At 50.9% G+C, this 24649-nt stretch carries 22 protein-coding genes; 15 read left to right on the top strand and 7 right to left on the bottom strand.

All coding sequences use genetic code 11. The annotated features are described in order from the left end of the window. The first annotated feature begins 90 nt into the window (after window positions 1-90). Complete coding sequence (gene argH / locus H8K27_RS06905) at window positions 91-1488, top strand: argininosuccinate lyase (protein WP_186862427.1); 1398 nt, start codon at window positions 91-93, stop codon at window positions 1486-1488. Between the two features lie 158 nt (window positions 1489-1646). On the opposite strand, the gene H8K27_RS06900 is transcribed toward argH, so the two are convergent. Next, a complete protein-coding gene (locus tag H8K27_RS06900) occupies window positions 1647-2048 on the bottom strand; it encodes a cupin domain-containing protein (protein WP_186862426.1) in 402 nt (133 codons plus the stop codon). 239 nt (window positions 2049-2287) lie between these two features. Between H8K27_RS06900 and H8K27_RS06895 the strand changes: the two genes are divergently transcribed. The 5 genes from H8K27_RS06895 (at window position 2288) to H8K27_RS06875 (ending at window position 6841) form a co-directional block, all read left to right on the top strand. Further along, a complete protein-coding gene (locus H8K27_RS06895; protein WP_186862425.1) occupies window positions 2288-3436 on the top strand; it encodes an ABC transporter substrate-binding protein in 1149 nt (382 codons plus the stop codon). A 168-nt stretch (window positions 3437-3604) separates the two neighbouring features. Next, window positions 3605-4486: a branched-chain amino acid ABC transporter permease gene (locus tag H8K27_RS06890; protein WP_186862424.1), complete on the top strand. Its 882-nt coding sequence runs from the start codon at window positions 3605-3607 to the stop codon at window positions 4484-4486. A gap of 4 nt (window positions 4487-4490) precedes the next feature. Then, the gene (locus tag H8K27_RS06885; RefSeq protein WP_186862423.1) at window positions 4491-5369 is read left to right on the top strand and encodes a branched-chain amino acid ABC transporter permease; all 879 of its coding nucleotides are present in this window, start codon (window positions 4491-4493) and stop codon (window positions 5367-5369) included. Then, a complete protein-coding gene (locus H8K27_RS06880) occupies window positions 5370-6131 on the top strand; it encodes an ABC transporter ATP-binding protein (protein ID WP_186862422.1) in 762 nt (253 codons plus the stop codon). Further along, window positions 6128-6841 carry an ABC transporter ATP-binding protein gene (locus tag H8K27_RS06875; RefSeq protein WP_186862421.1) on the top strand — a complete coding sequence of 238 codons (714 nt, stop codon included), beginning with the start codon at window positions 6128-6130 and terminating at the stop codon, window positions 6839-6841. Before H8K27_RS06880 ends, H8K27_RS06875 begins: the two co-directional genes overlap by 4 nt. A gap of 90 nt (window positions 6842-6931) precedes the next feature. On the opposite strand, the gene pmbA is transcribed toward H8K27_RS06875, so the two are convergent. Continuing rightward, the gene (pmbA, locus tag H8K27_RS06870; RefSeq protein ID WP_186862420.1) at window positions 6932-8284 is read right to left on the bottom strand and encodes a metalloprotease PmbA; all 1353 of its coding nucleotides are present in this window, start codon (window positions 8282-8284) and stop codon (window positions 6932-6934) included. A gap of 955 nt (window positions 8285-9239) precedes the next feature. Here pmbA and ltrA point away from each other — a divergent pair. The 5 genes from ltrA (at window position 9240) to cysK (ending at window position 14197) form a co-directional block, all read left to right on the top strand. Then, window positions 9240-10940 carry a group II intron reverse transcriptase/maturase gene (gene ltrA / locus H8K27_RS06865; protein WP_186862419.1) on the top strand — a complete coding sequence of 567 codons (1701 nt, stop codon included), beginning with the start codon at window positions 9240-9242 and terminating at the stop codon, window positions 10938-10940. Window positions 10941-11101: 161 nt separating this feature from the next. Next, on the top strand, window positions 11102-11707 hold the full coding sequence (gene yjgA / locus H8K27_RS06860; RefSeq protein ID WP_186862418.1) for a ribosome biogenesis factor YjgA: 606 nt from the start codon (window positions 11102-11104) through the stop codon (window positions 11705-11707). Beyond that, window positions 11700-12317: a molybdopterin adenylyltransferase gene (gene mog / locus H8K27_RS06855; protein ID WP_186862709.1), complete on the top strand. Its 618-nt coding sequence runs from the start codon at window positions 11700-11702 to the stop codon at window positions 12315-12317. The genes yjgA and mog overlap by 8 nt, the downstream gene beginning before the upstream one ends. 162 nt (window positions 12318-12479) lie before the next feature. Further along, the gene (locus H8K27_RS06850) at window positions 12480-13160 is read left to right on the top strand and encodes an alpha/beta hydrolase (protein ID WP_186862708.1); all 681 of its coding nucleotides are present in this window, start codon (window positions 12480-12482) and stop codon (window positions 13158-13160) included. Window positions 13161-13225: 65 nt separating this feature from the next. Then, window positions 13226-14197, top strand: a complete 972-nt coding sequence (gene cysK, locus H8K27_RS06845) for a cysteine synthase A (RefSeq protein ID WP_186862417.1) — start codon at window positions 13226-13228, stop codon at window positions 14195-14197. 95 nt (window positions 14198-14292) lie between these two features. Here cysK and H8K27_RS06840 read toward each other — a convergent pair whose 3' ends face one another. Beyond that, window positions 14293-14835 carry a YaeQ family protein gene (locus tag H8K27_RS06840; RefSeq protein WP_186862416.1) on the bottom strand — a complete coding sequence of 181 codons (543 nt, stop codon included), beginning with the start codon at window positions 14833-14835 and terminating at the stop codon, window positions 14293-14295. After that, complete coding sequence (purU, locus tag H8K27_RS06835; RefSeq protein ID WP_186862415.1) at window positions 14835-15707, bottom strand: formyltetrahydrofolate deformylase; 873 nt, start codon at window positions 15705-15707, stop codon at window positions 14835-14837. Before purU ends, H8K27_RS06840 begins: the two co-directional genes overlap by 1 nt. A 250-nt stretch (window positions 15708-15957) precedes the next feature. Here purU and H8K27_RS06830 point away from each other — a divergent pair, with 250 nt between their 5' ends. Next, window positions 15958-16332, top strand: a complete 375-nt coding sequence (locus tag H8K27_RS06830; protein ID WP_186862414.1) for a nuclear transport factor 2 family protein — start codon at window positions 15958-15960, stop codon at window positions 16330-16332. 159 nt (window positions 16333-16491) lie between these two features. Further along, window positions 16492-17517 carry an NADP-dependent oxidoreductase gene (locus H8K27_RS06825; RefSeq protein WP_186862413.1) on the top strand — a complete coding sequence of 342 codons (1026 nt, stop codon included), beginning with the start codon at window positions 16492-16494 and terminating at the stop codon, window positions 17515-17517. Between the two features lie 85 nt (window positions 17518-17602). On the opposite strand, the gene otnI is transcribed toward H8K27_RS06825, so the two are convergent. The 3 genes from otnI to H8K27_RS06810 form a co-directional block, all read right to left on the bottom strand. Then, complete coding sequence (otnI, locus tag H8K27_RS06820) at window positions 17603-18391, bottom strand: 2-oxo-tetronate isomerase (RefSeq protein WP_186862707.1); 789 nt, start codon at window positions 18389-18391, stop codon at window positions 17603-17605. A 9-nt stretch (window positions 18392-18400) separates the two neighbouring features. Then, window positions 18401-19360 (bottom strand): bile acid:sodium symporter family protein, encoded by a 960-nt coding sequence (locus tag H8K27_RS06815; protein WP_186862412.1) that lies wholly within the window; start codon window positions 19358-19360, stop codon window positions 18401-18403. Window positions 19361-19618: 258 nt separating this feature from the next. Then, window positions 19619-21724 carry a TonB-dependent receptor gene (locus H8K27_RS06810; RefSeq protein WP_186862411.1) on the bottom strand — a complete coding sequence of 702 codons (2106 nt, stop codon included), beginning with the start codon at window positions 21722-21724 and terminating at the stop codon, window positions 19619-19621. A gap of 277 nt (window positions 21725-22001) precedes the next feature. Between H8K27_RS06810 and pepF the strand changes: the two genes are divergently transcribed. Beyond that, window positions 22002-23864, top strand: a complete 1863-nt coding sequence (pepF, locus tag H8K27_RS06805) for an oligoendopeptidase F (protein WP_186862410.1) — start codon at window positions 22002-22004, stop codon at window positions 23862-23864. A gap of 181 nt (window positions 23865-24045) precedes the next feature. Then, window positions 24046-24645, top strand: a complete 600-nt coding sequence (locus tag H8K27_RS06800; RefSeq protein WP_186862409.1) for a hemerythrin domain-containing protein — start codon at window positions 24046-24048, stop codon at window positions 24643-24645. Window positions 24646-24649 lie beyond the last annotated feature (4 nt).

Raw genomic sequence — 24649 nt, 5'->3', positions numbered from 1 at the left:
TCGGGTTTTGCTCAGGCAAAAGCAGCGCGGTGTTTTATAATCGGGGGTAATTTATCGCCAACCGCAGCCAATCACGGCAATCTATCTATTATGACATCACAATTCAACAAAAAGAGCGAGGCATGGTCTGCCCGTTTTTCCGAACCGGTTTCCGATCTGGTGAAACGCTATACGGCCTCCGTTTTTTTCGATAACCGCATGGCAACGGTTGATATTCAAGGTTCACTGGCCCATGCTGAAATGCTGAGCGCGCAAAAAATCATCAGCACTGAAGACTACGCGGCAATACAGAGCGGCATGGCACAAATTCTGTCAGAAATTGAATCGGGTCAGTTCGAATGGCTGCTGGATCTGGAAGACGTACACCTGAATATTGAAAAACGCCTGACCGAGCTGGTTGGTGATGCAGGAAAACGTTTGCATACCGGACGCTCGCGCAACGATCAGGTAGCCACCGATATCCGCCTGTATATGCGCAACGCGATTGATCAGATTGCTGATTTACTGCGCACACTGCGCAGTGCACTGATCGACCTGGCGGAAAAAAATACAGACACAATCCTCCCGGGATTCACCCACATGCAAGTGGCGCAGCCCATTACTTTTGGTCATCACATGCTCGCTTACGTGGAAATGTTCAGCCGCGACACCGAACGTATGCTGGACTGCCGCAAACGTGTCAACCGCCTGCCATTGGGCGCAGCAGCGCTGGCCGGCACCACCTTCCCGATTGACCGCGAACGGGTTGCCCGTACTCTCGGTTTTGATGAGGTCTGCTATAACTCACTGGATGCCGTTTCTGACCGTGACTTTGCGATTGAGTTCTGCGCTGCTGCCGCACTGATCATGACGCATATTTCCCGCATGTCAGAAGAGCTGATTATCTGGATGAGTCCGCGCGTTGGCTTCATCGATATTGCAGACCGCTTCTGTACCGGCTCATCCATCATGCCGCAAAAGAAAAATCCTGATGTACCCGAACTGGCACGCGGCAAAACCGGTCGCGTGAATGGTCACCTGATTGCCTTGCTGACCCTGATGAAAGGCCAGCCGCTGGCGTACAACAAAGACAATCAGGAAGACAAAGAACCACTGTTCGATACGGTCGACACCCTGATTGATACCCTGCGCATTTTTGCGGACATGGCTGGCGGTATACAGGTCAAACCCGAAGCAATGCGTGCTGCAGCACTGCAGGGTTACGCCACAGCAACCGATCTGGCGGACTATCTGGTCAAAAAGGGATTGCCTTTCCGCGATGCGCACGAAGCAGTTGCGCATGCCGTGAAAACCTGCGTTGAAAAAGGCTGCGATCTCAGCGACATGCCACTGGAAGAATTGCAAACTTATTCACCACTGATCGCCGAAGATATTTTCCAGGTTCTGACACTGGAAGGCTCAGTGGCTGCACGCAATCATATCGGCGGTACCGCGCCGGATCAGGTTCGCAGCGCCATCGTTCGCGCACGTCAGAAACTGGCGTTGTAACCCGCCCAACCCGGCTGGTTGCTGGTGTGACGCAAACGCTGCACCAGCAACTTCCGGCGCTTTCAACACCGACAGGTTATCTTCCTCGCCCGGCGCATAGTTAAAATTCTACCTATAAATCCTGCGGCGCAATGCACTTCCCGGCTCTCGCTGACTGTTCAGGCAAACGGCGGGCTGACGATATTTTCCGTATTCTCCCCGGGCGTCACAAACAATATCCGGCAAGGTCCCTGCAACACCTTGGCGGTATGCCAGCAAGCTTGTCTGATAATCATGGCACTGCCCGGTTGCAGCAGGCTTTGCTTCTGCATCCGGCCACCGGCGAGGAAATGAATTTCCGCTGCACCACTGAGCAAATACAGTATTTCGTCGCCATGCGGATGACGCTCCCATGTGCCCCAGTCATCATCAAACACATATTCCGCAATCAGGAGACAGGATTGAAAGCCATCAAAACGGGCATTCAAGTCTTCATATAAAGCCGGCTGTACTTGCGCTGTATGCGCATGCAGCGAGCGGTCCAGCACGATAAATTCCCTGTCCAGCTTAACAGGCAACATGATTAATCTCCTGAAGAATATCAGCCCCGCGTCAGACGTAATCAGGGCAATCCGAAAATCAAACAGTTTTGTTGCAGCGCAGTCAAATCATACGGCAGAATTTTCCACATCAGTAAAACTACTTAAGTGTCTGACATTGCAACGCAACATACAGTTTATATTGCTGTATTAGTTTGCAGCCAATACAATCTTCGGGCAAAGACTTTATTGTCCGACAAAAATCTGAGGAGACCTCCACAATGTCACAACATCTTAAATTGATAATCGCTACCGCTCTCGCAGGATACTCAGCAATCAGCCATGCCGCCGACATCAAAATCGGTATGGCCGAAGCCTTGACCGGCCCCGCCGCCAAATATGGCGTTGCGATTAAAAACGGGTTCACCCTGGCGGCAGAAGGAATCAATGCCAAAGGCGGCATCAATGGCAACAAAATCGTGCTGGTCATTGAAGATGAGCAGGGTAAAAAAGAAGAAGCCATCAATGTTTTCAAAAAACTGATTTTTCAGGATAAGGTGCTGATGATTTTTGGCCCAACTCTGTCCAACTCTGCATTTGCTGCGGATCCGATCGCGAACGCGACTAAAACGGTGGTTTTTGGCACCAGCAATACAGCAGACGGCATCACTGGCATGGGACCATTCACTTTCCGCAATTCCGTTATGGAAGCCGACGTCTTGCCTGTCACCACCCGCGCTGCAGTGAAACATTTTGGCATCAAAAAAGTAGCCGTCCTGTATGGCAATGATGATGCCTTCACCAAGAGCGGTTACGACGTATTCAAATCTGCGCTGGCTGACCAGAAAATTACTGTCACCGATACAGAAACCTATGCCAAAGGCGATGTGGATTTCAAAGCGCAGCTAACGAAAATCAAAGCATCCAATCCGGATGCCATCGTCTGCTCCTGCCTGGCTGAGGAAGCCGCAAACATCATCCTGCAAACACGTTCCCTGGGCATGAAGCAACCATTTATCGGCGGAAACGGCTTCAATTCTCCGAAATTATTTGAAATCGCCAAAGATGCAGCAGACAACACCCTGATGGGCAGTCCATGGTCTGCGGAAAACATGGCGCCTGCCAATAAACAGTTTATTGCCGACTACAAAGCAAAATTCAATACGGATCCGGATCAGTTTGCAGCACAGGCTTATGACGCTATGCACATCGTGACCGAGGCGCTGAAACAGGTCAAACTCAGTGGCAATCCTGAAAAAGACCGTCTGGCATTGCGGGATGCATTACCTGCAGTCAAACACGATGGTGCCACAGGTAAATTTGCCTTCCGCCGTGCGGCACCGAAGGACGGAAAAGAAGCCGGCTATGATGCACAACAGGATGCAATCGTTAACATTGCCAAAGGCGGTAAATTCGTACTCCTGAAATAATCCCGCTTTCTGTACCAGGCTGGTCACCACAGCGATTCGCCAGATATCATCTCCGGGTCGCTGTTTTGTTTTATTGCCGTTTTTTGTTTTATCCTTGAATCTGATCGTTGCTCCGACTCCTGCATTCCGGTGTCGCCCATCCATCCGATGATTTTTGTCTGGATCGTCATGTTTGAACAACAACTCATCAACGCCCTGACGCTTGGCAGCGTGTATGCCTTATTTGCGCTGGGCTTTACGCTGGTATTTGGCGTGCTTGGCGTCATTAATTTATCGCACGGCGCCATCTTCATGCTGGGCAGCTATATTGCCTTATTACTGGTCAGTCAGTTTCAGCTGTCGCTCTGGCTGGCAATGGCAGTCGCCATGCTGGCGTGCGGCGCACTGGGAATGCTTGTCGATTTTCTGGTGCTGCGACCGCTGCGCCGGCGCAATGCACCGCACCTGTCACCGATGATTGCGACTATTGGCGTCGCCATTATGATCACCAATATTTCACAGGGACTGTTTGGCGCCGAAAACAAGCGCTTTCCCTTTGGCACGATTCCGGAAGACAGCATCAGTATTGGCAACCTGCACCTGACTGCAGTCCAGCTCGCCATCGTACTGATCTCTTTCATCCTGATGATTGTATTACTGCTGGTCATGCGCCGCACCCAGCTTGGCCGTGCCTTACGTGCGATTGCCGAATCACCGAAAGCCGCCTATCTGCTCGGCATTAACGTGGAAGGTTTATTTCTTCTGACTTCTTTTGCCGCCGCCGCACTGGGCGGCGCAGCAGGTGTGCTGGTCGGTCTGTCATTTAATGCAATTTCCCCTTTCATGGGGCAGCCAATGCTGCATAAAGGAATTGCCGTCATCATCCTCGGCGGCATGGGCGATATACGCGGCGCCATGATCGGCGGCCTGTTCCTCGGCGTTGCCGAAGTAATGAGCGTGGCGTACCTGTCCAGCGATTTTCGTGATGCAGTCGCCTTCGGTTTGCTGTTTGTGATTTTGCTGGTGCGACCTTCCGGCATGTTTGGCAAGATTTTAGAAAGAAAGGCATAACATCATGCTCGAATGGTGGGAAGGTTTCTGGTCGATATACAGTACCGTTATTTTTGGTGTCGGCATTAATGCCATGCTGGCACTGTCCATTTATCTGACACTCTCCTGTGGGCTGCTGTCGCTGGCGAATGCGGCATTTATGGGCATCGGTGCTTATGCTGCGTCCATGATCAGCATGCAGACAGGGTTATCTTTTCCGGTCGCACTGCTGGCATCTGCATTTGCACCGGCAATCGTTGCCCTGGCGATCGGTATTCCTACCCTGCGCTTATCCGGTGTGTATCTGGCGATGGCAACACTGGGATTCGGTGAAGTAGTACGCGTGATCGTATTGAATCTGGAAATAACAGGCGGACCGATGGGAATCAACGGCATTCCGACAAAAACAGAGTGGTGGCATATCGCACTGCTGTTGGGGCTGACTATATTTGCGCTGGCCAGACTCCGCCGTTCGAAGATCGGACGTGCATTTGAGGCGATCAAGGAAGATGAGACAGCCGCCAGACTGATGGGGGTAAATGTGGCAGGATATAAGCTGCTGGCATTTGTCCTCGGTTCTGTGATTGCCGGACTTGCCGGTGGCCTGAATGCACATTACACCTTCACGATCGGCCCAGGAAATTACGCTTTTGAAAATGCAGTCGATATTCTGACAATGGCCGTATTTGGCGGCACCAACAATCTGCTCGGCCCGCTGATCGGCAGCACTACCCTGACGCTGCTGCCCGAAGTCATGCGTTCTATGAAAGATTTTCGCCTGGCGGCCAATGGGTTGATTTTGATTCTGGTGATCCTGTATCTGCCGAGAGGAATCTGGGACCCGGCGCGACTGCGCGCACTGCGCAACCGATTTATCAAAATATCTTCAGCTAAAGGAAGTTAAATGCTGGAATTACAAGCCATCAGTAAGCGTTTCGGTGGGCTGCATGTTCTGCAGGATGTCAGTTTCACGATGCCAGCCGGCAGTATTTATGGGCTGATTGGTCCCAATGGTGCCGGAAAAACGACGATCGTTAACCTGATCACAGGATTACTGCGTCCGTCCAGCGGTCAGGTACGTTTCAACGGTCAAGATCTGAGCTCGGTTGAACCACATAAAATTACCCAGCTCGGCATTGCCCGCACCTTTCAGAATATCCGCATCTTCAAAGAAATGACTTTGCTGGAAAATGTTGTAGTCGGAATGCATGATCACCTGAATTACAACGTCGCCAGCCTGTTGCTGAATCTGCGCAGTTTCCGCGAAGCCGAACTACAGGCAAAAACCCGTGCCCATGAACTGCTGTCCTGGGTCAGGCTGGACCATAAGGCGCACATGCTGGCCGACAATCTTTCTTACGGTGAGCAGCGCAAACTCGAATTTGCCAGGGCACTGGCAACGCAACCCCAGCTATTGCTGCTCGATGAACCGGTTGCCGGGATGAATCCTTCGGAAAAGACCGAGCTCATGGCGGAAATTAAGAATATCCGTAACCGGGGATTTTCGATCTTCATGATTGAGCATGATATGCGTTTTGTCATGGAACTCTGTGACCGGATCGCCGTACTGAATTTCGGAAAAATTATCGCAGAGGGCACACCGGATCAGGTACGCAGCAATCCAGATGTAATTGAAGCCTATCTCGGTAGGGAGGAAGCCGCATGAGTGCACTGCTGCATATTGAAAATCTGAGTGTCAATTACGGTCACATTCAGGCGGTTAAAAATATCAGCCTTGAATTACAGAATGGCGAAATCACGGCACTGGTCGGGGCAAATGGCGCAGGAAAAAGCACATCACTGCTGGCAATCTCCGGGCTGATCAAAGCAGCATCCGGAACCATCCGTATGGCAGGAGAAGATATCAGCGCTCTGTCACCGCATCAGATCGTGCAAAAAGGTGTCGTACAGGTGGCTGAAGGCCGTGCTATTTTGACGACACTGACAGTGCAGGAAAATCTGGATCTCGGCGCTTATACCCGAAAAGACAAAACACAGATCCACCGCGACCTGGACTATATCTTCACGCTGTTTCCGGTATTAAAAAACCGCGCCACCGGACTGGCGGGCAATTTGTCGGGCGGTGAACAGCAAATGCTGGCAATCGGGCGGGCCTTGATGGCCAAGCCCAGAGTCTTGCTGCTGGACGAACCTTCCATGGGGCTCGCGCCATTGATGGTGCAGGAAATTTTCCGCGTCCTGAAAGAAATTAATCGGTCCGGGCTGACCATCCTGCTGGTGGAGCAGAATGTGCGCCAGGCGCTGAAAATCGCCCAGCGCGGATATGTGCTTGAAAATGGTGAGATCGTCTTGCATGACAGCGGTCAGAATCTTCTGCACAATCCCCAGGTGATTGCCGCCTATCTGGGGGCATAGTCTATCCGGCAGCATCACTCCGCGCCGGCAGTTACCCTTTCTAAAAAAATACCCCCGAATTACTCCGGGGGTATTTTTTTATTTTGAACTTCAGCTTCCGGCGACCATCATGCTTTCTATCAGTATCGAACCGGTCTGCTTCGTTCCCCGGATCAGACTATCAGCACCGACCGCCACTATCTGACGGAACATATCCCGCATATTACCGGCAATCGTGATCTCCTCTACCGGGTACTGGATAACGCCCCGCTCCACCCAATAACCTGACGCACCACGGGAATAATCACCCGTCACATAATTTACACCCTGCCCCATCAACTCGGTTACCAGCAAACCGGTATCCATTTTCCGCAACATCGCAGCAAAATGATCGCTGCGTTTCGTCAAACCGGAACTCAGCGTCAGATTATGCGAACCACCAGCATTGCCCGTTGTTTTCATTCCTAATTTGCGCGCCGAGTAGGTTGACAGAAAATATCCTTGCAATACCCCCTGACTGACAACTTCCCGTCTTTGTGTCCGTACGCCCTCGTCGTCGAATGGCGATGAGCCGATTCCTCCGATAATATGCGGGTCTTCCTCGATCCTGATATGCTCAGGAAAAATCCGGGTACCCAGCGTATCAAGCAAAAAAGAAGATTTACGATACAGCGCACCACCAGACGTTGCCTGTACAAATGCGCCCAGCAATCCTGCCGCCAGCGGAGCTTCGAATAAAACCGGGCATTTACGTGTATCAAGCTGACGCCCGTTCAACCGGGCCAGTGCGCGCTCTGCCGCATAACGCCCGATCGCTTCCGGCTGCGCCAGCTTACGGGGATTGCGTTGCGAGGAATACCAGTCATCGCGCTGCATTTTTGCTCCCTTGCCGGCGATAGGAGCCACAGAAATAGTATGCCGCGAAATTGGATAGCCGCCTGTAAATCCGCGTGAGTTAGCAGCAACGAAATGTGATTGCTGCACGTGGACTCCAGCCCCCTCGCTATTAGTGATACGTGGATCAACGGCAAATGCAGCCGCTTCCGCCCGTTGCGCAAGCGCAATCGCTTCCTCGGCTGAAATCAGCCAGGGATGGCAAAGTTTCAGGTCAGGCGGTGACATTTCAAACATATCGGCATCAGCCAGCCCGGCGCAATCATCTTCCGCAGTAAACCGCGCGATATTGTATGCAGCATCAACCGCATCTTTTAACGCCTGAGTTGAAAAATCCGAAGTACTGGCATTACCGCGCCGCTGACCAAGATACACCGTGATACCGATTCCCTTATCGCGATTCTGCTCAATCGTCTCGACCTTGCCTTTACGCACGCTGACCGACAAACCGCCGCCTTCGCTGATTTCCACCGCTGCGTCACTCGCGCCCCTTAATTTTGCAAAATGCAGCATATCCTGCGCGATTTGCTTTAACTGATCCTGGGAATGGGTAAAAACTGGTTTGCTCATAGAAGGATTTCTCTGGAGATAAACAATATGATGAACTCTCATCATTAAACACACACTTAATGCGGCCTTGCCCTGACAATACAGGGGCAACAGCTGCCCATTTTGTCTATGTTTCGGTTAAAACGAGTATCATATCAGCCGTTGTGCGACACGTGTCCCCCGTGCACAGTTTTTAATTTGCAAACAAGGGGACAAAAGCTCTATTTATCATTGTTCGGTTCGATTTAAATTTTTTAGTCGAATAGTGAACCTGTTATGCGACTAACAGTAGCCTACGAAGACATGCGCGACTGGTAACGGTTACGTGTGAAGCTCTTCTGACAATGTATCTCCCTGTGATTTGGGTATGCTTATATCGCGAGATGAAGTATAGATACTCCGAGCAGTAACGGGGTTGAGAGGCTAGGCTGGCTGGTACGGGTAATGTAAGTGAACTGTTGTTAAACTTCGTAAATATGGAGATGCCAAAACTGCTGTCAGGCATTAACCAAAAGGTGCATGGCCGGTTATTCCGCTAACGACTCGGAATACGTCGTCATCAGGCCACCGGAGAAAAGACAGACCCTAACCCGGTCGTGTGATAAGTGGGGAACGTGGAAAACCCGACTCTCCGCCAATTTCCAGAGTATCTGAAATTGGCAGGTGCCCCGCAAGGGAAACTGTTGGAGGAGCGGGCATGGGAGGATAGAGAAAGCGAATGCCGGGCTGTAATGGTTCGGATAGGGATTCAAGATTTGTCCCGACCTGAAAGGGTGCAGACTTCTATCTGGTCTATCGTCGCAAGACGGCTGACCAACCCTTTACCTTGGATGGGGTGAAGGGTGAGTATCAGGACATGATACTCACCAGACGGATATTTTTACTTGTGGGAGCTATGGACGCTCCCACAAGGAGCGTTATGAGTTTCCACTTGGAAAATTGAAGTTATCTATCAATTTACAAGGAGGAAAGCAGCATGAAAGTGCATATCCAAATGGATGTGTCTGCGCTTTCTCACGCACCGCGCGACTGGCACGCTGTTAACTGGCGGCAAGTAGAGCGAAACGTGAAAGGGATGCAGATACGAATTGCGAAGGCTACAAGGGAAGGCAAATGGCGCAAGGTGAAAGCCCTGCAACGGATGCTAACCCGCACGCTCTCTGCAAAATTATTAGCAGTAAAACGTGTTACTGAGAATCAAGGTAAGCGTACAGCAGGTGTTGATGGTGAGCTATGGGAGTCGCCTGAAACGAAATGGTGGGCAGTTAACAGGATGAAGCCGCGTGGATATAGACCATCTGCTCTGCGGAGAGTCTATATACCGAAAGCGAACGGGAAGAAACGCCCCTTAGGGATACCCACGATGCTTGATCGGGCTATGCAGGCTATGTTTTTGTTGGCATTGGAACCTGTATCCGAATCGACGAGTGACCCGAACTCCTACGGATTTCGGAGCAATCGATCGACTGCAGATGCGATGTCCCAATTGTTTGTTTCCTTATCCAGTAAAGCTTCGGCTCAATGGGTTTTGGAGGCAGATATAGCAGGCTGTTTTGACAACATCAACCATGACTGGCTGATTGAAAATGTTCCCATGGAGCGTTCAATACTGCGGAAATGGTTGAAATCTGGCCTGATAGACCGAGGCCAGTTTCAGGAGACAGAAACCGGTACGCCGCAAGGAGGAATTATTTCCCCCACATTGGCAAATGTGACGCTGAATGGGCTGGAATCGGGTTTAACAAATTACCTAGGTAAGAAGTTAGGCGTGACTAAAGCTCTCAGACTAAAAGTGAATGTAGTTCGGTATGCGGATGACTTTGTAATTACAGGCATCTCGAAAGAGATATTGGAAAACGAAGTCACCCCTTGGGTAGTGGAGTTCCTAGCAACAAGAGGATTAACCCTTTCCGATGAGAAAACGCATATTGTCTGCATTGACCAAGGTTTTAATTTTCTGGGGTGGAATTTCCGTAAGTATCAAGGAAAACTACTCATCAAACCTAGCAAGAAAAACGCGCAAGCGTTTTATCGCAAAGTGAAGGAAATCATCAGCAAACATAAGACGATTAAACAGGAAGAGTTAATTTACCTGTTAAATCCGATCCTTCGGGGCTGGGCGCAGTATCACAGTCCTGTTGTGGCCAAAGCGACGTACAGCCGAATGGAGCACCTGATATTCAAGGCGCTCTGGCGGTGGTCAAAACGGCGACATCCAAATAAGAGCACTGAATGGGTGAAGGAGAAATACTTTCACTCAGTTGGTGATCGGAATTGGGTATTCGCGGTACCTGTAGTGAACGAAGTTGGGGAAACAACGCTGACAGAGCTGTACCAGTTGTCCGGTACAGTCATTAAGCGGCACAAGAAAATCAAAGGGGGGTATAACCCGTTTGCCCCTGAATGGGAAATGTATGGCGAACAATTGCGGCAAGAACGTATGTTGGAAAACATGCGACATCGCAAGCAATTTATTCGGATGTATATTGATCAGAAAGGGCTTTGTGCAGCATGCAATTGCAAGATGACCAAGGCAACAGGCTGGCATGACCATCACATTGAATATCGCGTGAATGGAGGTTCTGATGCTTTGGGAAATCGGGTACTATTGCACCCCAATTGTCACACCCAAGTGCATAGCAAAGGTTTGAAAGTAGTAAAGCCGGCTTCCTTATAGGAAGCTTAGAAAATACGATTTTTTTTCTTTTTTTTAGAAAATAGCGTAATAGGCTTGAGCCGTGTGCGGTGAAAGTCGCAAGCACGGTTCTTAGGGGGGAATGGGTCAGTAATGACCTGTTCCTACCCTCCTCATTTAGTTTACAGTAAAGGCGCAGAATTATGCCAAATCCCAATCGCGGCTCATGTGGCTATCAGTCCAATGAGTTTGAACAAGAATACGATCGTCCATCCAAATCCCAGCTCAAACGTGAAATGACCGCTTTGCAGAAACTGGGCGAAGAACTGGTGGAACAGCCGCGCGACCGCGTTAAACGGGTACCGATGCCAGAAGATGTGCGCGAAGCTATTCTCGAATGCCAGCAGATCAAAAATCACGAAGGACGCCGTCGCCAGCTACAGTTTGTCGGCAAGAAAATGCGCAGCCTCAATGAAGAGGAAGTCGCATTAATCCAAAAAACCATCGACAGCTGGAAAGGTGCATCTAAAGCAGAGACTGCCGCCATGCACGCCCTGGAACGGCGCCGGGAAAAACTGCTGGCTGATGACAATGCGCTGACCGAATTAATGGCTGAACATCCGGAACTTGACGTGCAGCAATTGCGCACCCAGATCCGCAATGCACGCAAAGAACAGGCAGACAACAAGCCGCCCAAGGCTTATCGTGAAATTTTTCAGATACTGAAACAGGTACAGCGCTCCGCCTCTCAGAGCAGCGATACGGATGATACGGATCAGGAAAATGAAGAAGATGACGAATATGAATAATCCTGCTGATCCTGATCGTGCGCTGCGCATTGGCCTGGTATCCGTGTCAGACCGGGCGTCGGCCGGTGTTTATCAGGATCAGGGATTGCCTGCCCTGCAAAGCTGGTTCAGTACAGCACTCAGCAGTGCCTGGGTCATGGAAACCAGGTTGATTCCAGATGACCGGACATCTATCGAACAAGCGCTGATCGGTTTGGTGGATGATGCCCGCTGTGACCTGGTCATTACGACTGGCGGCACAGGGCCAGCCCGCCGCGATGTGACCCCGGAGGCAACACTGGCTGTCGCCACCAAAGAGATGCCAGGCTTTGGCGAACAGATGCGCCAGATCAGCCTGCAGTTTGTTCCCACGGCTATTTTGTCGCGACAGGTGGCCGTTATCCGTGAAACAGCGGATCATGCAGCGCTGATCCTGAATCTGCCGGGACAACCCAAATCGATCAAGGAAACACTGGAAGGTCTGAAAGACACCAATGGTCAGCAGATTGTTTCCGGGATTTTCGCTGCAGTCCCATATTGCATTGACCTGATTGGCGGCCCTTATATTGAAACGCATGAGACAGTGTGCAAAGCTTTCCGTCCCAAATCAGCCATCCGCACCAAAAGCTGATGTTCCCATGCAATCCGAAAGTGCAGCGTGCCGTTATCCATATTATCCTGCTGCAAGATAGTGCTGATGACAAGTGTGCTGCTGCCGGCTGGCGAATTCTCCGGAACCCCCGCCGTTTTAAAAGTCACCTCCCCATTCATTTACCATCATCTGCATGACACTATGAATCAGTTACTCGATACAGTAGAAATTGAAAGCAGCCCGAATCCAGACGTTGCCATTATCTGGATGCATGGCCTCGGTGCTGACGCCAATGATTTTGTACCCATTGTTCAGGAATTGAATCTGCAAGGGTTGCCCGGTATCCGCTTCGTTTTCCCCAATGCGCCTGCGATTCCCGTTACCATCAATGGCGGCTACGTCATGCGTGCCTGGTACGACATTCTGGGTACGGATATCGCACGACGTGAGGATGAAGCTGGCTTGCGCAAATCGCAAGGCGAAATCGAGAAACTGATTGCCCGTGAAATCGCCCGTGGCATCCCTGCACACCGTATTTTCCTGGCCGGTTTTTCTCAGGGATGTGCCATGACCCTGCAGACCGGTCTGCGTTACCCGGAAAAGCTGGCGGGATTGTTGTGCCTCTCCGGCTACGTTCCGTTGCGCGATCAGGTCGCTGCAGAACGCAATGCGGCTAATCAACAGACACCGGTTTTCCTGGTACATGGCCGTGGCGACCCGGTCATCGCTATTCAACGTGCAGAACAATCGCGTGATTTATTGATGGAACTCGGCTATCCGGTTGAATGGCATGAATACATGATGCCGCACTCAGTCTGCGCAGAAGAGATTGACGATATCAGCCACTGGCTCCATCGGGTGCTGACCGGCAACAAAGCCTGAAGGACAACAACAGCTATACGGTCACCCTCATTTCATATTTGTCTCTGTTTTTTTGAAAGTACATCATGGCGATCTTTTCTAATAATGCAGAATCCATTGGCCGCACCCCGCTGGTCAGACTCAATCGCATCACGGCCGGTGCCGGTGCGACTGTACTGGCAAAAATTGAAGGACGGAATCCGGCCTACTCGGTCAAATGCCGTGTCGGCGCCGCAATGGTCGCCGATGCAGAACAACGCGGCCTGCTGACTCCGGGCAAGGAGCTGATCGAACCGACCAGTGGTAATACCGGTATCGCGCTGGCTTTTGTCGCCGCAGCCAAAGGCATACCGCTGACCCTGACAATGCCGGAAACCATGAGCATCGAACGCAGAAAGCTGCTCGCTACATTCGGTGCGAATCTGGTGCTGACAGAAGGAAGCAAGGGTATGAACGGTGCCATTGCCAAAGCTGAGGAAATCCGCGCCAGCGCACCGGAACGCTATATCCTCCTGCAGCAATTCAAAAATCCTGCCAATCCTGCTATTCACGAAAAAACCACCGGCCCGGAGATCTGGGAAGATACCGGCGGAAATATCGACATTTTTGTGTCAGGCGTCGGTACCGGCGGCACCATTACCGGCGTATCACGCTACCTGAAACACACACGGGGAAAGGCTGTCCAGTCAGTCGCGGTAGAGCCTGTTGGCAGTCCTGTACTGAGCCAGCAGCGGGCGGGGCAAACCATACAGCCCGGACCGCATAAGATTCAGGGTATCGGTGCCGGTTTTATACCGGATGTGCTAGACGTATCGCTGATCGATCAGATTCAACAGGTCAGCAATGAAGATGCCGTGCTGTTTGCCCAGAGACTGGCAAAGGAAGAAGGCATCCTGGCAGGTATTTCCTGCGGCGCTGCCGTTGCTGCGGCCACCCGTCTGGCATTCCTGCCGGAAAATGCGGGAAAAACGATCGTAATTATACTGCCGGACTCCGGTGAACGTTATCTGAGTTCGATTCTGTTCGAAGGTTATTTTGATGCAGCAGGCATCGCCTGACTGTTCTGAGCGCCATCTGATCTGATCAAAAAAGGGTTGCCGCAGCAACCCTTTTTAATGCGACAGACGCCGGCTGGCATACCCTGTCACTTTCATCAGCTGAAATCTTTCAGCGTTTCCGGATCAATCTGTACCGACACATCGCCCGCCGATATCCATATCTGGCCGTCCTGTATGGTGCATTGCAACTGCATTGTGCGCTGCGCCAGCTTTTCCAGCGCCTGACTCTGCGCAGCCGGCACATTCAGCACCTTGAGATTTTTAGCACGGTCAAGACGGCTGTTCATCTGCTTCCACCAGACATCGCTGGCGCTGGCATAGCAGATCACCAGCACCTGCTCCGAACGGCCGCAGGCCTTCAGCAAACGCCGGTCGTCCGGCTGGCCAACCTCCACCCAGAGACGGATCGCACCGGTATAGTCTTTTTCCCAGACGTCAGGCTCTTCCGTATCTGAAATACCTTTTCCAAACTCCAGTCGCTCCGATACATACATCGCAAATGCCAGCACACGGATCATCATCCGCTCATCCGTTTCGGATGGATGACGGGCAATCGTCAGCTGGTGGTCGGCATAATAACCGCGATCCATATCTGAGATGTTCAGATCGGCTTTATAAATAATCGATTTCAGCGCCATTACCGGAACACCACTGTTTTATGTCCATTTAACAAAATCCGGTGCTCGACAAACCATTTCACGGCCCGTGCCAGCACCACACATTCCACATCCCGGCCAATCGCCGTCAGTATTTCCGGGTCCATCGCATGATCCACCCGTTCGACATCCTGTTCAATAATCGGCCCTTCATCCAGATCACTGGTGACAAAGTGCGCTGTCGCACCGATCAGCTTCACACCACGCTCATGCGCCTGGTAGTACGGTTTCGCGCCTTTAAAGCTCGGTAAAAAAGAATGGTGGATATTGATTGCCCGGCCTTTCAACGCAGTGCACAGCGCCGGAGACAGGATTTGCATATAACGCGCCAGCACGACCAGCTCGATCTCATTGCTGCTGACGATGTCAAGAATCTTATCTTCCTGCACTTGCTTTGCCTCTGCCGAGGCTCCTGCTGCCAGCGGCAGGTGATGGAACGGAATATTGTAGCTGGCGGCAAGTTGATAAAAATCCGTGTGATTGGAAACGATCGCTTTGATTTCCACCGGCAGCAGGCCGCTCTTATAACGGAACAGCAGATCATTTAAACAATGACCGATTTTCGATACCATCAGCATCACACGGGGTCTGTGGTGCGCGTCATGCAGTTGCCACTCCATCTGCTGCTGGCTTCCCAGTATCGTAAATTCGGCACGCAACACGGCCTCGCTGACCGTGCTGTCTTCGACAGCAAAATGTACCCGCATAAAAAAACTGGCAGACTGCGCGTCGCCAAACTGTGCGGAGTCAATAATATTGCAGCCATGTTGTGCCAGAAACCCGGAAACACTATGGACAATGCCGCGCTGATCCGGGCAGGATAAAGTAAGAATATATTCAGGTCTTAAGGTCATGATTCTGAAAAGACGGACGTACTGATAAAAGACAGACACCCTGGCAAATTAAATTTGGTCAGATAAAATAAAAATGAACTGCGTATTGTCGCACGATCAGCAGTTCAATTCAGCGGGAATACCAGCCATGACCGCATGTTTCAGACTTTTTTTGTGTCGCCGTATATTTTTAGTATGATAAAAAACTGCAGGTGTGGTGCCATGCATCCTGCAGTAAATACATTCTTCCCAGCAAAAAACCAGCACTCCGGTGAGGTACGCATTGAAAGAGTCGGCTATTTCATTTTTACAACTGGCTGCTGCCGGTCATGCCGAACAGGCATTCAGTCAATATTGCGCACCCGGTTTCTGCCACCACAATCCTTTTTTCAGGAGTGACGGGAAGTCTCTGATGACAGCGATGCAGCAAAATGCCATTGCGCACCCGGACAAGATTTTCGAAGTCCAGAGAGCATTACAGGATGGCGAACTGGTGGCCGTGCATTCCAGAATACGTTTTCAGGATGCCGCACACATGATGGCGGTTGTCCACCTGTTTCGTTTTCATGAAGGAAAAATTATCGAATTATGGGATGTGGGGCAAGCTGTACCGGATCAATCCCCGAATGAACTGGGAATGTTTTAAAACACCGGAAAGCTGATACGGCCCGGCGCGACTACCGGACATCGATATTTTCTGGAAATTAAAGTAAAAAGCACGATCGTTCTAATTAGTGTATAGTGGCCCGCAGCAAAAACTTCATACCAATCCAAGCAAGTTTTGCCTTAACTTACCGGAGACAACATGAGCAGCTATCGCAATCAGCAATACCGCCTCGCCGCACGCCCTGTCGGCAATCCCAAACACAGTGACTGGAAATTCGTCAGCGAACCGGTACGGGAAGTCAATGACGGTGAAATTTTGGTGCAGACCATTTATATTTCACTCGACCCGGCAATGCGAGGCTGGATGAATGAAGGAAAATCCTATATCCGCCCGGTTGCGATTGATGAAGTGATGCGCGCTGGCGGCGTTGGTAAAGTCATTGCGTCCAGATCATCCCGGTTTGCTGTCGGTGACTATGTTTCCGGCGGCACCGGTGTGCAGCAGTACTGGGTTGGCGCAGCAGATGATAAAACAGGAGCGTTCTATAAAATTGACCCTCGTCTCGCCCCTTTACCGAAGTACCTGAACGCACTGGGCATGCCCGGCATGACGGCGTATTTCGGATTGCTTGATGTCGGGCAGCCTAAAGCCGGGGAAACGGTCGTGGTTTCCGGTGCCGCTGGCGCCGTTGGCCAGACAGTTGGACAGGTCGCCAAACAAAAAGGCTGTCGTGTCGTCGGTATTGCTGGCGGTAAGGATAAATGCGATTTCGTCGTGAATGAATTGGGTTTTGACGCCTGTATAGACTACAAAAACGATTCCGTCAAAGATGGACTGAAACAGCATTGCCCGAATGGTGTAGACATTTATTTTGACAATGTGGGCGGCGACATTCTCGATACGGTCTTAACCCGCATCAACATGAAAGCACGCATTGTGATCTGCGGCGCGATTTCTCAGTACAACAATACCACCCCGGTCAAAGGCCCTGCAAATTACCTCTCCCTGCTGGTGAACCGGGCACGGATGGAAGGGATTGTTGTTTTTGATTATGCAGCTCGCTATGGTGAAGCAGTTGCACAGATGGGGCAGTGGATGGCCCAGGGTCAGTTCCATACGCGTGAAGATATCGTCAAAGGTATCGAGACCTTCCCGGACACACTGATGATGCTGTTTGAAGGTAAAAATTTTGGCAAACTGATTCTGCAGGTTGCCGACGAATAATCAGCCCTCCCGCCAACCAACCACGCACAGACAAAAAAGGACAACCGCCTGGCTGTCCTTTTTTATTGCGTTTCCGTCAGTTGTTTCAGCGCCACTGCTGCAGCCAGCCCAGCCCTTCTGAAGTACCGGCCCGCGGGCGATATTCACAACCAATCCAGCCGGTATATCCCATACGATCAAGCTGACTGAACAGATAGGGGTAATTCACCTCTCCTTCGGACGGCTCATGTCTGTCTGGCACACCGGCAATCTGGATATGCCCGATCCCTGCCTGTGGCCGGTGCAAGTAGCGCTCCAGTTTGCGTAGAATATCTCCTTCCATGATCTGGCAGTGATAGATGTCAAACTGCGCCTGCAGATGCGCTGTGGCAAGCTCATCACAGATATCCTGTGCCTGCTGCTGATAGTGCAGGAAGTAACCGGGCATATCTCTGGTATTGATAGGCTCAATCAGGACAGTCACCCCTTCTCTGGATGCCAGCAGTGCCGCATGCGCCAGATTGCTCAGATATACGGCATGCTGTTTTGCCTGCTCAATAGCGGGAACTGCCAGCCCTGCCATCACATGAATATGACGGTTTCCCAATATGGCGGCATATTCCAGCGCCTGTTCGAAACCGCGGCGAAACTCCTCTTCACGCCCGGGTAAAGACGCAATCCCGCGCTCACCGGCAGCCCAGTCACCCGGCGGTGCATTAAACAACACCTGCTGCAGCCCATTCTGCTCAAGCAAGGCACGTAATTGCTGTGCCGGATAATCATAGGGAAACAGGTATTCAACTCCGCGAAAACCATCTCTCGCCGCCGCCGCGAAACGATCGGGGAAATCCAGTTCGGTATACATCATGCTGAGATTGGCTGCAAAACGGGGCATCATTTTTCCTTATCTTTTAGCGTAGCGCTGAGCCATGACCGCACAAACCATCAACTGCAACTGATGAAATAACATCAGCGGCAATAACACCATTCCGACAGTATGGCTGGCAAACAGCACTTTTGCCATAGGAACCCCACTGGCAAGACTTTTTTTAGAGCCGCAAAAAAAGATCGTGATTTCATCTTCCTTGTTAAACCCAAAGCGTCTGCTGGCAAACGTCGTCAGAAGCATAATCATCGCCAGCATGACAGCACTGATCACGAGCAGACTCAATAACATTGCCAATGGTAACTGCTGCCACAATCCTTCACTCACAGCTTCACTGAAAGCGACATACACCACCATGAGGATGGAACTCTGATCCAGCATTTTCAGACTGCTGGCACGTTTTTCCATCCAGCTTTGCAACCACGGTCGTGCAATCTGTCCGGCAACAAACGGCAGCAGCAATTGATAAACGATTTTCAGCATGGCCTGCAACGAAGAATGATTTTCTCCTTGCGTTGCGATCATCATACTGACTAACAGCGGCGTCAAAAAAATCCCGATCAGGTTGCTGGCCGAAGCGCTGCAAACCGCAGCAGGCACATTACCTCTTGCCACAGCCGTAAACGCAATCGATGACTGCACAGTCGAAGGCAGCACGCATAAGAATAAAATCCCGGTATATAGCTCCGGAGTCACCAGCCACAACATCATGGGTTTCAGTAATACGCCGATCAGCGGAAAGGCAGCAAAGGTCATCAGCAATACCAGCAAGTGCAGGCGCCAGTGTGTAATCCCTGCAATCACAGCCTGACGCGACAATTTGGCTCCATGCATAAAAAACAGCAATGCAATCATGCCTGTTGATAAATAATCAAAACCAGTGGCAACGCTTCCCCGCGCGGGGAAAATGCTGGCCAGTATCACCATCGTCAGCAACAGCAGCGTCATATTGTCAGGTAAAAAGCGGGGTCGTTTCATGCTCATCAGTGAAATCTGTTAAAAATGATGGGGTTGCAAAAAATGGCAGCACCCAGTATCTGCCCCGATTGTACTAGAGGAATGCTGATCGCTTGATCTGTCATATCGTGACATTCTGCAGCAGAAATGCAAAGTATCTTTAACCAGAAAAGCGGTAATCGCGGATTCGCTGACAATTTCAATCACCGGCCGAATGCAGGAGAAATAAAAAATGCCCCAGAACCAGGGCATCAGTACGACCAACAAAATCTGACTCAGTTAAAAACTGGCATTCAGACTGACTCGCAGGGCGCGCGGTGAGCCGGGAGTGATGTTGTTATTGCTATTTGCGAAAGCATAATATTTTTTATCCAGCAGATTTTCGATATTCAGCTGCATCTTCAGATTTTTACTGATGGTATAAAACAAAGCCGCATCCAGACGTGTGAAGCCGGGAATCGTGACCGTATTATCTGTCGATGCATACAACGCGCTGCGATACACAACCCCCAAGCCAACCCCTACAACCGGGCTGAAATCATAACGATTCCAAAGTGATGCACTATGGCGTGGCACCTGCGCCAGGGTTGCACCTGCCAGCGCCGTTGCCGACTGTGTTTTGGTAATTTTCGCATCCTGATAAGCATAGCCGGCCATCATGCTCCAGTCGCGGCTCAGCTTGCCGCTCAACTCCAGCTCCAGCCCGCGGCTGCGCTGACCATCCACCAGAATCGATTTGCTGGGATCAGACGGATCGCTGACCGCGATATTGCTGCGATCCAGCTGATACAGTGCCGCTGTTGCAGACAATGCAGGGTTGATGTCCCACTTGGCACCCAGTTCCAGATTTTTGAACTCTTCCGGATCCAGCGCCTGATTGGTCAGTGTCAGGGACGAGAGCTGATCACCTGCACGCGGCACAAATGCCTTGCTGTAACTCAGGTACAGGGAAACTTCGGTCAGCGGCTTGAACACCAGTCCGGCACGCGGCGACACGGGTGTATCTGTCGTCCTGATACGGTCACCAGTTCGGTTGTTCGTAAAATCAACATCGAAGTTATCGCGGCGCAAACCCGCAATGAACTGCCATTGCGATGACAACTCGATCTGATCCTGCAGATAAATCGCCTTTGTCGTCACCGTACCGTGATTATTGGCATCTGTTGCTGACTGCCGGAAAGTCACCGGCGTATTGGCCACGGGATTGGTTAAAGCCACATTGATGGAAGTCACCAATCCGCCACCGGTCTGGAAATACGCAGTATTGCGGAAATTATCCGTTTCCTGCCTGCCCAGCTCAATGCCACCCAACAGTTTATGCCGGACAGTGCCCACATTCAGATTCCAGCTGACATCGGTCTGATTAAAGAAATTATTTCTCTGAGTGGCATTGTTGTAACCGGATAGCGCGACCGTGGTGCCTGCGGTATTCACCGCCCCCGGCACAATATTCTGGTAAAACTTGTCGTATTTCGCATAACGAGTCCGGTTAGTCAGACTCACACCCTGTCCGAAATCATGTTCAATCAATGCCGTCAAGGCATTGACTTTCGCCCAGGTCGTATTGATTTCAGGATTACCGAAAAATGCCGATGCATCCGTGCTCAATGGACGTCCCTGAAAAGATGGAATACCGCGGTCAGCAGTCCGCTCATCCTTGAAGTATTCATAGCCGACGACAACACTGGTATCGCTGCCAGCCCGCAACGCCAGCGTAGGATTAATGCCCGAACGCTTCAGATGAAATCCGTTGCGGTAACTGTCGCTGTTTTCATTAACAGCCGCGACACGCGCTGCTGCACTCTCGCTCAATGCCTGGCCGGCATCCATTGTTACACGACGCTGGTTCCATGAGCCGAGTGTGATGCTGGCATCCCTGAGCAGGCGCCAGTCAGGCTGTTTGGTCACACGATTGATCACGCCACCGGAACCACCACGTCCAAAGATCATGGCATTGGAACCTTTAAGCGCTTCAACGCTTTCAATATTATAAAAATCCCGGTAATACTGCACATCGTCACGGATACCATCCACATAGAAATCACCGGTCGAACTGTTGCCACGAAATACCGCAGTATCGCGATTGCCCTCGCCTTGCGCAGCAACGATACCCGGCACATAACGGATAACGTCGGACAGACTCTGCATACTCTGATCGCGGATCAGTTCTTTGCTGATGACTGTCACTGCTTGCGGCGTATCGCGCAGCAGCGTATCGGTTTTGGTCGCGGTGCGGCTGCTGTTAACGGTGTAACCTTTATCGGCAGTACCAGTAACTTTGACTTCAGGTAAAGCACTCTCAGCAGGTGCCGTCTGCGCCCAGGCGGGAAGCACGACGCTATTGAACAATACTGCCAGAGGTGTCAGGCGGCTCAGTTTTATCATAGTCAGATCCTTTTAAAATTCGGAAATCAGATTTCAAAGGCTGGCTGGCTGATAGAAAAACTGACATAGCTGGCTGCGGGAGGCTTACATTATAGATGAGAATGACTATTATTTACAATAATTATCAAGGCAGACATATTTTGAAATATCATGCAAAGAGACACGCGAGTATTCTGCATTTGTCTTTTTAAGAACTTTTTATATAATTTTCACTCCAATCAGCTTCGTTTGACATTCACTTTCCAGCCTCATCCATCTCCAACCCGGACGCTGAATCATGCATAAATACCTTATCCGCAGTTTATTTATCCTCGCTGCCGCCTCCCCGGTCGCCAGTTATGCCGCTCATCCGAATGACACTGAAAACTGGCGCTGGAATCTGCAGGATCTTTACCAGAATCAGGCGGCCTGGGATAAAGATGCCACCAGGCTGGAACAACAATTTCCGGATATGCAAAAATGCAGCGGTCACCTGGCTGATAATGGAAAGCAATTTCAATCCTGCATGGACTTATATGCAGATATCCTGAAACGTTACGCGCGCTTATCCACTTATGCTGCACAATTCCGTGACCAGGATACGGGCAATAATGCGGGACAGGATATTCAGCAGCGATCAGATATTCTGGGAAGCAAACTGGAAGAATCCACCTCTTTCCTGCGCCCCGAAATACTGCTGCTGGGTGCAGCTAAAACAGACCGTCTGCTGACTAAAGCACCAGCGCTGGCCCAGTACCGTTTTCAACTGCACGATATTCTGCGCGGCGCGCCGCATACGCTGGACAAAAAGGGAGAGGAACTGATCTCCGGCTTCAGCATGGCCACCGGCACGGCGAGCGCTGTGTATTCCACTTTATCCAATGCGGACATGCCATGGCCAAAAATCCGCCTGTCCAATGGCGAGGAAGTCGTCATTGATCAGGCTGCGTACACCAAATACCGGGCATCCTCCAATCGTGCAGATCGCAAACTGGTGTTTGATGCTTTCTGGGGAAAGTGGAAGGAATTTGAACGCAGTTATGGCGTACTTTTCTATGAGCAGCTGAAAAAAGACGCCGTGTATGCGAAAGTCAGAAACTATCCGGATTCACTGACCAGCGCGCTTGATGCAAATCATATACCGCGTGCAGTCTATGACACACTGGTGGAACAGACCCGCGCCAACCTGCCCGTACTGCACCGTTATTTCAAGCTGCGCGCCCGGATGTTAGGCGTCAAAGACCTGGCTTATTACGACATTTACCCGCCTCTGGTTTCCGGTGATTTTAAATATCCGATCACGGATGGCATCCAACTCATGCTTGATTCCGTCCAGCCGCTGGGGCAAGACTATGCCAGCGCCATGCGCAAAGCCACCGGAGAACGCTGGATGGATGTGTATCCCCGTCCGCGCAAACGATCCGGTGCCTATATGTCCGGCGTCGCTTATGACGTACACCCCTATCTGCTGCTGAACTACAACGACGACTATGAGTCGGTGTCCACACTGGGACATGAATGGGGTCACGCTATGCATTCGTATCTGGCAAACAAGCACCAGCCTTATATCACAGCAGATTATCCGATCTTCACGGCAGAAATCGCATCCACGACAAATGAAGTGTTTTTACTTGATCACATGCTCAAGATAGCAAAGAGCGACGATGAGCGGCTGCTGTATCTGGGGTCAGCACTGGAAAATCTGCGCGGCACATTTTTCCGGCAAGCGATGTTTGCAGATTTTGAACGGGAAGTACATGCCAAAGTCGATCGTGGAGAATCCCTGACCGGAACAGCGTTAAGCCAGATTTATGGCGACATCCTGAAACGCTATCATGGCGACCGCGAAGGCATCATAAAAATCGACGATACCTATACGACAGAATGGGCATATATCCCGCATTTCTATACCCGTTTTTATGTCTTCCAGTACGCCACCTCCATTGCTGCCGGCTCCATGTTCGCGGACGAAATCCTGAAAATGGAACCCGGTGCACGTGACAAATATCTCGGCATACTGAAAGCGGGCGGATCTGCCTACCCTTATGATCTGGTCAAACAAGCCGGTGTTGACCTCGCCAGCCCGGCACCTTATCAGGCGGTCTTTAAACGGATGAACAGCATCATGGATCAGATCGAAAGCATACTTGCCAAACGGTGATCGACACGACACTACGTTGACCGGCTCAGGTGCTGACTTCATGTCAGCACTTTTTTTGTCCCCGTATCAGAAAACAAGAGGTAACGCATTGCCCTGCCAGCATTATCCGCATCCGGTTTGAGCAGTATCAATAGTGCTTTTACATGCTGAGGTAGAGTAAAAAAAATATCCGGAGATCACTATGGCAGCCCGAAATTTTCACCCTGTATCACTGGACATCATCCGTCAGGAACATGAACATCTGTCCGCAGTTATTCAGGGCATGCTGTATTTCGTCCGTTCAATCGGACAAGGTGGCTCTCCCCCAGATATCAAGGTCTTCCGCGCCATGCTGTACTACATTTCCGAGTATCCGGAAAAAGTGCATCACCCCAAAGAGGATCAGTTTCTTTTTGCCAAAATCAAGGAACGCACGCACCAGCTCGATAATGAACTGGATGCTTTAACTGAACAGCACAGCAAGGGCGCCTATCTGGTGCATAAGCTGCTGGATGCACTCCTGCAATATGAATTCCGGGGTGCAGAAGCCTTTCCCCATTTCCGCGATCTGGTGGAGCAATATGCCCACTTTTATTACTCGCATATGCATACCGAAGAAGAAGTCATCATCCCGGTCGCACGGCAAGTGTTGAATGTACTCGACTGGCATGAAGTAGATCAGGCATTTCTGGAAAATCGTCATCGTCTGGACGACGCGGGAGAGCGTTACCGCTACGAGCAGCTGTTCTCCAAAATCGTACAGATCAGCCCATCCCCTATCGGCGTTGCAGACCCACTCTGAATCC

Source organism: Cognatundibacterium griseum, assembly GCF_014284195.1.
Classification (GTDB): domain Bacteria; phylum Pseudomonadota; class Gammaproteobacteria; order Burkholderiales; family Burkholderiaceae_D; genus Undibacterium; species Undibacterium griseum.
The sequence above is the reverse complement of the archived record's forward strand: the minus strand, read 5'-3'. Positions and strand labels throughout refer to the sequence as shown.